We start from the raw sequence: 6,482 nt of genomic DNA on the forward strand, positions 1-6,482 counted from the left end.
ATAACTTGCGTATTTCTGATCGTGCCCATGTCATTTTGCCTTATCATATCGAGTTAGACCGTTTGCAAGAAGAAGCTAAGGGCGACAATAAGATTGGGACTACAATCAAGGGAATTGGTCCAGCTTATATGGACAAGGCTGCTCGTGTTGGGATTCGTATTGCAGATCTTTTGGATAAAGATATTTTCCGTGAGCGTTTAGAACGTAACCTTGCTGAAAAGAATCGTCTTTTTGAAAAATTGTATGACAGTAAAGCGATTGCTTTCGATGATATTTTTGAAGAATATTACGAATATGGTCAACAAATCAAGAAATATGTGACAGACACGTCCGTCATTTTGAATGATGCGCTTGATAACGGTAAACGTGTGCTTTTTGAAGGTGCACAAGGAGTTATGCTAGATATCGACCAAGGGACCTATCCATTTGTTACGTCATCAAACCCTGTGGCTGGTGGTGTTACGATTGGTTCTGGTGTTGGTCCAAGTAAGATTGACAAGGTTGTAGGTGTATGTAAAGCCTATACGAGTCGAGTAGGAGACGGTCCTTTCCCAACTGAGTTGTTTGATGAAGTGGGAGAACGTATCCGTGAAGTAGGTCATGAATACGGTACAACAACTGGTCGTCCACGTCGTGTGGGTTGGTTTGACTCAGTTGTAATGCGTCATAGCCGCCGTGTTTCTGGTATCACTAACCTTTCATTGAACTCTATCGATGTTTTGAGTGGTTTGGATACGGTGAAAATCTGTGTGGCTTATGATCTGGATGGTCAACGTATTGACTACTATCCAGCTAGTCTTGAGCAATTAAAACGTTGCAAGCCTATCTATGAAGAGTTGCCAGGTTGGTCAGAAGATATTACTGGAGTTCGTAATTTGGAAGACCTTCCTGAGAATGCGCGTAACTATGTTCGTCGTGTGAGCGAATTGGTTGGCGTTCGTATTTCTACTTTCTCAGTAGGTCCTGGTCGTGAACAAACAAATATTTTAGAAAGTGTTTGGTCGTAAGAGATTTTTAAGATTTGTTTAAGATAGGTCGGGTATACTATAGACAGTTACAAGAAGACCTCCTAACTTGTTGTAACAAATATCCTAAACTTTTCTTTTTCATAATAATCTCCCTATAGAGTCACCGTATTCGGTGGCTTTTTTTGTGTTGGGATTCATGATATAATAATAAAATCGATAAGTAGGAAAAGGGAAAAGAGATGGATTATACGCTTGAAGAAAAAGAAGTCTTTATGAGGGAGGCTTTGAGAGAAGCTGAGATTGCCTTAGAACACGATGAAATTCCAATTGGTTGTGTGATTGTCAAAGATAGGGAAATCATTGGTCGTGGGCATAATGCACGTGAGGAATTGCAGCGAGCGGTTATGCATGCGGAGATTATGGCTATAGAGAATGCGAACTTGAGTGAGGAGAGTTGGCGCTTGCTGGATTGCACGCTTTTTGTGACCATTGAGCCGTGTGTCATGTGTAGTGGAGCGATTGGGCTTGCCCGTATTCCAAACGTGGTCTATGGGGCTAAAAATCAGAAATTTGGCGCTGCTGGAAGTTTGTACGATATCTTGACAGATGAACGTCTCAATCATCGTGTGGAGGTTGAAACGGGAATTTTGGAAGATGAATGCGCAGCTATTATGCAGGCCTTTTTTAGAAATAGACGGAAAAAATAATTTTGCTTTTAAAATGAATAGGAATGTGATATAATAAATAGTGGAGCAACAGTTCTGCGTGAAGCGGGTCAGGGGAGGAATCCAGCAGCCCTAAGCGACTTGAATTGTGTGCTCTTTTTTTCGTGCTTTTTCCGAATAAATAAGATAGAATAATCTAGAATAAATGATAATAGAAAAGAGAAGATTATGAAAATTCGTGGTTTTGAATTGGTTTCGACTTTTACAGATGAAAATTTATTGCCGAAGCGTGAGACAGCGCATGCGGCTGGTTACGACTTAAAGGTTGCTGTGCGTACGGTTATTGCGCCAGGAGAGATTGTCTTGGTTCCGACAGGGGTTAAGGCTTATATGCAGCCGACTGAGGTTCTCTACCTCTATGATCGCTCTTCAAATCCTCGTAAGAAGGGCTTGGTTTTAATTAATTCAGTTGGGGTCATTGATGGGGATTATTATGGAAATCCTGGGAATGAAGGGCATATTTTTGCTCAGATGAAGAATATTACAGATCAAGAGGTTGTTCTTGAAGTTGGGGAACGTGTTGTCCAGGCTGTCTTTGCTCCTTTCTTAATTGCAGATGGAGATGCTGCTGATGGCATTCGAACTGGTGGATTTGGATCGACAGGGCACTAGAATGAAGATTATCTTTGTACGTCATGGGGAGCCAGATTATAGTATGCTTGATAAACTTGAAAATCCGCAACTCTATAGTGGTTTTGGTCGTGATTTAGCGCCATTGACAGGAAAAGGTCGCAGTCTGGCAAAAGAAGTTGCTAAAACTGCATGTTTTGGAAAGGCAGAGATTATTATTTCATCGTCTGTGACGAGGGCTTTAGAAACAGCCCATTATATAGCAGTTGAAACAGGATTGGACTTATTTGTGGAGCCGTTTTTTCATGAGTGGCGTCCAGACTTAGATGGCACTAACTCTGATTCAACTAGTGTATTGGTAGCTCATGAATATTATCTAAAACATCAAGGAGGTTTATCTGAAGATTCTCCTTATCGCTATGAAACTGATCTAGAGATGCGTCATCGTTTTTTAAGAGCTTTGGAAAAATATAAAAATTATAAAACTATTATCATTGTAACTCACGGAATGCTCATGCGCCAGTTTGTGCCAAATGAGAAGATTGATTTTTGCCAAGTGATTGAGTGTGAGTTAGAGATATAGAAAGAGGTTTATCATCGCAAAGAAAAAAGCGACATTTGTATGTCAAAATTGTGGGTATAATTCCCCTAAATATCTAGGACGTTGTCCTAACTGTGGGTCTTGGTCTTCCTTTGTAGAAGAGGTTGAGGTTGCCGAGGTAAAGAATGCGCGTGTGTCCTTGACAGGTGAGAAAACCAAGCCTATGAAATTGGCTGAGGTGACTTCAATCAACGTCAATCGAACCAAGACAGAGATGGAGGAATTCAACCGTGTACTTGGAGGTGGAGTGGTCCCAGGAAGTCTCGTCCTCATCGGTGGGGATCCTGGGATTGGGAAATCGACCCTTCTCTTACAAGTCTCAACTCAGCTGTCTCAAGTAGGAACTGTTCTTTACGTCAGCGGGGAGGAGTCTGCCCAGCAGATTAAGTTACGAGCAGAGCGCTTGGGAGATATCGATAGCGAGTTTTATCTCTATGCCGAGACCAATATGCAGAGTGTTCGATCAGAGGTGGAGCGCATCCAGCCAGACTTCCTCATTATTGACTCTATCCAGACCATTATGTCTCCTGAGATTTCAGGGGTGCAGGGGTCTGTTTCTCAGGTGCGTGAGGTGACGGCTGAACTCATGCAGCTGGCTAAGACAAATAATATTGCTATCTTTATCGTCGGTCATGTGACCAAGGAAGGAACCTTGGCTGGGCCTCGTATGTTGGAGCATATGGTGGATACGGTGCTTTACTTTGAAGGGGAGCGCCACCATACTTTTCGTATCCTAAGAGCTGTCAAAAATCGTTTTGGCTCCACCAATGAGATTGGGATTTTTGAGATGCAGTCGGGTGGATTGGTTGAGGTACTCAATCCGAGTCAAGTTTTCCTAGAGGAGCGTTTGGATGGAGCGACTGGCTCATCAATCGTTGTGACCATGGAAGGGACGCGTCCAATTTTAGCAGAGGTTCAGGCTTTGGTGACGCCGACCATGTTTGGAAATGCCAAGCGTACTACGACAGGGCTTGACTTCAATCGTGCGAGTCTGATTATGGCTGTTTTGGAAAAGCGGGCAGGACTTCTCTTGCAAAATCAGGATGCCTATCTCAAATCTGCTGGCGGTGTCAAATTGGATGAACCTGCCATTGACTTAGCCGTTGCGGTTGCCATTGCTTCGAGCTACAAAGACAAGTCAACCAATCCTCAGGAATGTTTTGTAGGCGAACTGGGCTTGACAGGAGAAATTCGGCGCGTAAATCGTATCGAGCAGCGCATCAATGAAGCTGCTAAACTGGGTTTTACTAAGATTTATGTACCTAAGAATTCCTTGACAGGAATCACTCCGCCTAAGGAAATACAGGTCATTGGGGTGACAACGATTCAGGAAGTTTTGAAAAAGGTTTTTGCTTAATCTGTGACAAATCCTCTTAAAAATGATAAGATAGGAGAAATATTTGACTATCAAATTTTCAAGGAGGGAATCGTGTCGTATTTTGAACAGTTTATGCAAGCCAATCAGGCTTATGTTGCCCTACATGGGCAGTTAAATCTGCCACTTAAACCCAAAACCAGAGTAGCCATTGTGACCTGTATGGACTCTCGTTTGCACGTTGCGCAAGCTCTAGGTTTGGCACTTGGGGATGCTCATATCTTGCGGAATGCAGGTGGTCGAGTGACTGAGGACATGATTCGTTCGCTAGTTATTTCCCAGCAACAAATGGGGACAAGAGAGATTGTGGTGTTGCACCATACAGACTGTGGTGCTCAGACCTTTGAAAATGGTCCTTTTCAGGAGTATTTAAAAGAGGAACTAGGTGTCGATGTGTCAGACCAGGACTTTTTGCCCTTCCAAGATATAGAGGAGAGTGTGCGTGAGGATATGCAACTTCTTATCGAGTCTCCCTTAATACCAGATGATGTCGTTATCTCTGGTGCTATTTACGATGTAGATACAGGAAGTATGACAGTCGTAGAATTATAAATACTTCATTTAGAAAGAGAGTGTATGAAGAAAAACAGTATTTTATTTATTTTTATTTTATTGCTATGTATTGGTTTACAATATGAAACCATCTACTATACGGACGGTTCGATGTCAGGTGCGGAATATGGACTAATGGGAGTTTCTATCTTTCTAGCTCTCTTTTACATGATTCCAGCTCTTTATTTCCTTTTCCGTATTGGGAAAAAATGGGAATTGCCAAAGAAGGCCTTGATCTTGTCTTTATTGGGTGGGATGTTCCTTTCAGGCTGGTTGTCTAGCTTTGCTAATACCTATATCCATGACTTGCTGGGTGTTCTTTTCCCAGATAGTGGATTTTTAAATGCCTTTGAAAGTGCTATTGTGGCTCCTTTGGTAGAAGAACCCTTGAAATTGTTGCCACTTGTTTTTGTTTTAGCTTTGATTCCTGTGCGAAAATTAAAATCTTTGTTTTTACTAGGGATTGCTTCTGGTTTGGGATTCCAAATGATTGAGGATATTGGCTATATTCATACGGATTTGCCAGAGGGCTTTGACTTTACTATTTCGAGAATTTTAGAGCGTATCATCTCAGGAATTGCCTCTCACTGGACTTTTTCAGGTTTGGCTGTAGTAGGTGTTTACTTGCTTTACAGAGCCTATAAAGGACAAAAGGTTGGCAAGAAACAGGGGCTTATTTTCCTAGGTTTAGCCTTGGGAACTCACTTCCTGTTTAATTCTCCTTTCGTGGAGTTGGAGACAGAGTTGCCCTTAGCGATTCCAGTGGTTACGGCTATTACTCTCTATGGTTTTTATCAGGCTTATCGCTTTGTTGAGAAGCACAATGAGTTGATGAACTAGAATATTTTTTAAAAGAATGATGCAAGGGTACAAATATGGTGCCCTTCTTTTATTTTTGATTGAAAAATAGTGTAAAAAGCGCTACAATGGTAGATGGAAAAATCTTGTGAAAAGCACAAGCGATACATATATACCGGAGGAAATCATGTCTTTTTCTGATTTAAAGCTGTTTGCCCTTTCTTCTAATCAAGAATTGGCAAAACGTGTAGCGCAGGAGATTGGGATAGAGTTGGGGAAATCAAGTGTTCGCCAATTTTCAGATGGAGAGATTCAGGTCAACATTGAAGAATCAATCCGTGGGAAACACGTCTTTATCCTACAATCAACTAGTTCGCCTGTAAATGACAATCTGCTTGAAATTTTGATTATGGTAGATGCTTTGAAGCGTGCGAGTGCAGAATCTGTCAATGTTGTCATGCCTTACTATGGGTATGCACGTCAGGATAGAAAGGCGAGAGCGCGTGAGCCAATCACTTCAAAACTTGTCGCAAATATGCTTGAAGTAGCTGGAGTGGATCGTTTATTGACAATCGACTTGCATGCTGCGCAGATTCAAGGATTCTTTGATATTCCTGTGGATCATTTGATGGGAGCTCCTCTGATTGCGGATTATTTTGAGCGTCGTGGTATGGTTGGTTCTGACTATGTGGTTGTCAGCCCAGACCATGGAGGGGTAACTCGTGCCCGTAAGTTGGCAGAATTTTTGAAAACATCTATTGCTATCATTGACAAACGTCGTAGCGTTGATAAGATGAATACTAGTGAAGTCATGAATATCATCGGTAAGGTCGAAGGCAAGACTTGTATCTTGATTGATGATATGATTGATACTGCTGGAACGATTTGTCACG

The 6,482-nt window shown here is 41.9% G+C and carries 8 protein-coding genes and 1 other RNA gene; all 9 read left to right on the plus strand.

The features are described 5' to 3' along the window. The coding region (locus QZ565_RS07375) for an adenylosuccinate synthase (protein ID WP_295527635.1) at positions 1–1,007 on the plus strand (1,007 nt) is incomplete at its 5' end. A 200-nt stretch (positions 1,008–1,207) separates the two neighbouring features. Beyond that, positions 1,208–1,675 carry a tRNA adenosine(34) deaminase TadA gene (gene tadA / locus QZ565_RS07380; protein ID WP_295527638.1) on the plus strand — a complete coding sequence of 156 codons (468 nt, stop codon included), beginning with the start codon at positions 1,208–1,210 and terminating at the stop codon, positions 1,673–1,675. A 32-nt stretch (positions 1,676–1,707) separates the two neighbouring features. Then, positions 1,708–1,805: signal recognition particle sRNA small type (gene ffs, locus QZ565_RS07385), an RNA gene on the plus strand. 56 nt (positions 1,806–1,861) lie between these two features. After that, a complete protein-coding gene (locus QZ565_RS07390; RefSeq protein ID WP_295527640.1) occupies positions 1,862–2,305 on the plus strand; it encodes a dUTP diphosphatase in 444 nt (147 codons plus the stop codon). Position 2,306: 1 nt separating this feature from the next. Continuing rightward, a complete protein-coding gene (locus tag QZ565_RS07395; RefSeq protein WP_295527651.1) occupies positions 2,307–2,846 on the plus strand; it encodes a histidine phosphatase family protein in 540 nt (179 codons plus the stop codon). 10 nt (positions 2,847–2,856) lie between these two features. Continuing rightward, positions 2,857–4,221: a DNA repair protein RadA gene (radA, locus tag QZ565_RS07400; RefSeq protein WP_295527654.1), complete on the plus strand. Its 1,365-nt coding sequence runs from the start codon at positions 2,857–2,859 to the stop codon at positions 4,219–4,221. A gap of 72 nt (positions 4,222–4,293) precedes the next feature. After that, entirely contained in the window at positions 4,294–4,791 is a 498-nt protein-coding gene (locus tag QZ565_RS07405) for a carbonic anhydrase (RefSeq protein WP_225742436.1), read from the plus strand. 24 nt (positions 4,792–4,815) lie between these two features. Next, positions 4,816–5,631, plus strand: coding sequence for a PrsW family glutamic-type intramembrane protease (locus QZ565_RS07410; RefSeq protein WP_295527645.1), 816 nt, complete (start codon positions 4,816–4,818; stop codon positions 5,629–5,631). A 145-nt stretch (positions 5,632–5,776) separates the two neighbouring features. Next, positions 5,777–6,482, plus strand: a 706-nt coding sequence (locus QZ565_RS07415; protein ID WP_295527648.1) for a ribose-phosphate diphosphokinase, incomplete at its 3' end; no start/stop codon positions are given.

Origin of the sequence: uncultured Streptococcus sp. (assembly GCF_915066115.1) — a bacterium.
GTDB lineage: Bacteria > Bacillota > Bacilli > Lactobacillales > Streptococcaceae > Streptococcus.

Bases quoted from the DNA above. Each gene is read 5' to 3' on its own strand.
- tadA (WP_295527638.1), top strand. From the start codon at position 1,208: ATGGATTATACGCTTGAAGAAAAAGAAGTCTTTATGAGGGAGGCTTTG.
- QZ565_RS07390 (WP_295527640.1), top strand. From the start codon at position 1,862: ATGAAAATTCGTGGTTTTGAATTGGTTTCGACTTTTACAGATGAAAAT.
- QZ565_RS07395 (WP_295527651.1), top strand. From the start codon at position 2,307: ATGAAGATTATCTTTGTACGTCATGGGGAGCCAGATTATAGTATGCTT.
- QZ565_RS07410 (WP_295527645.1), top strand. From the start codon at position 4,816: ATGAAGAAAAACAGTATTTTATTTATTTTTATTTTATTGCTATGTATT.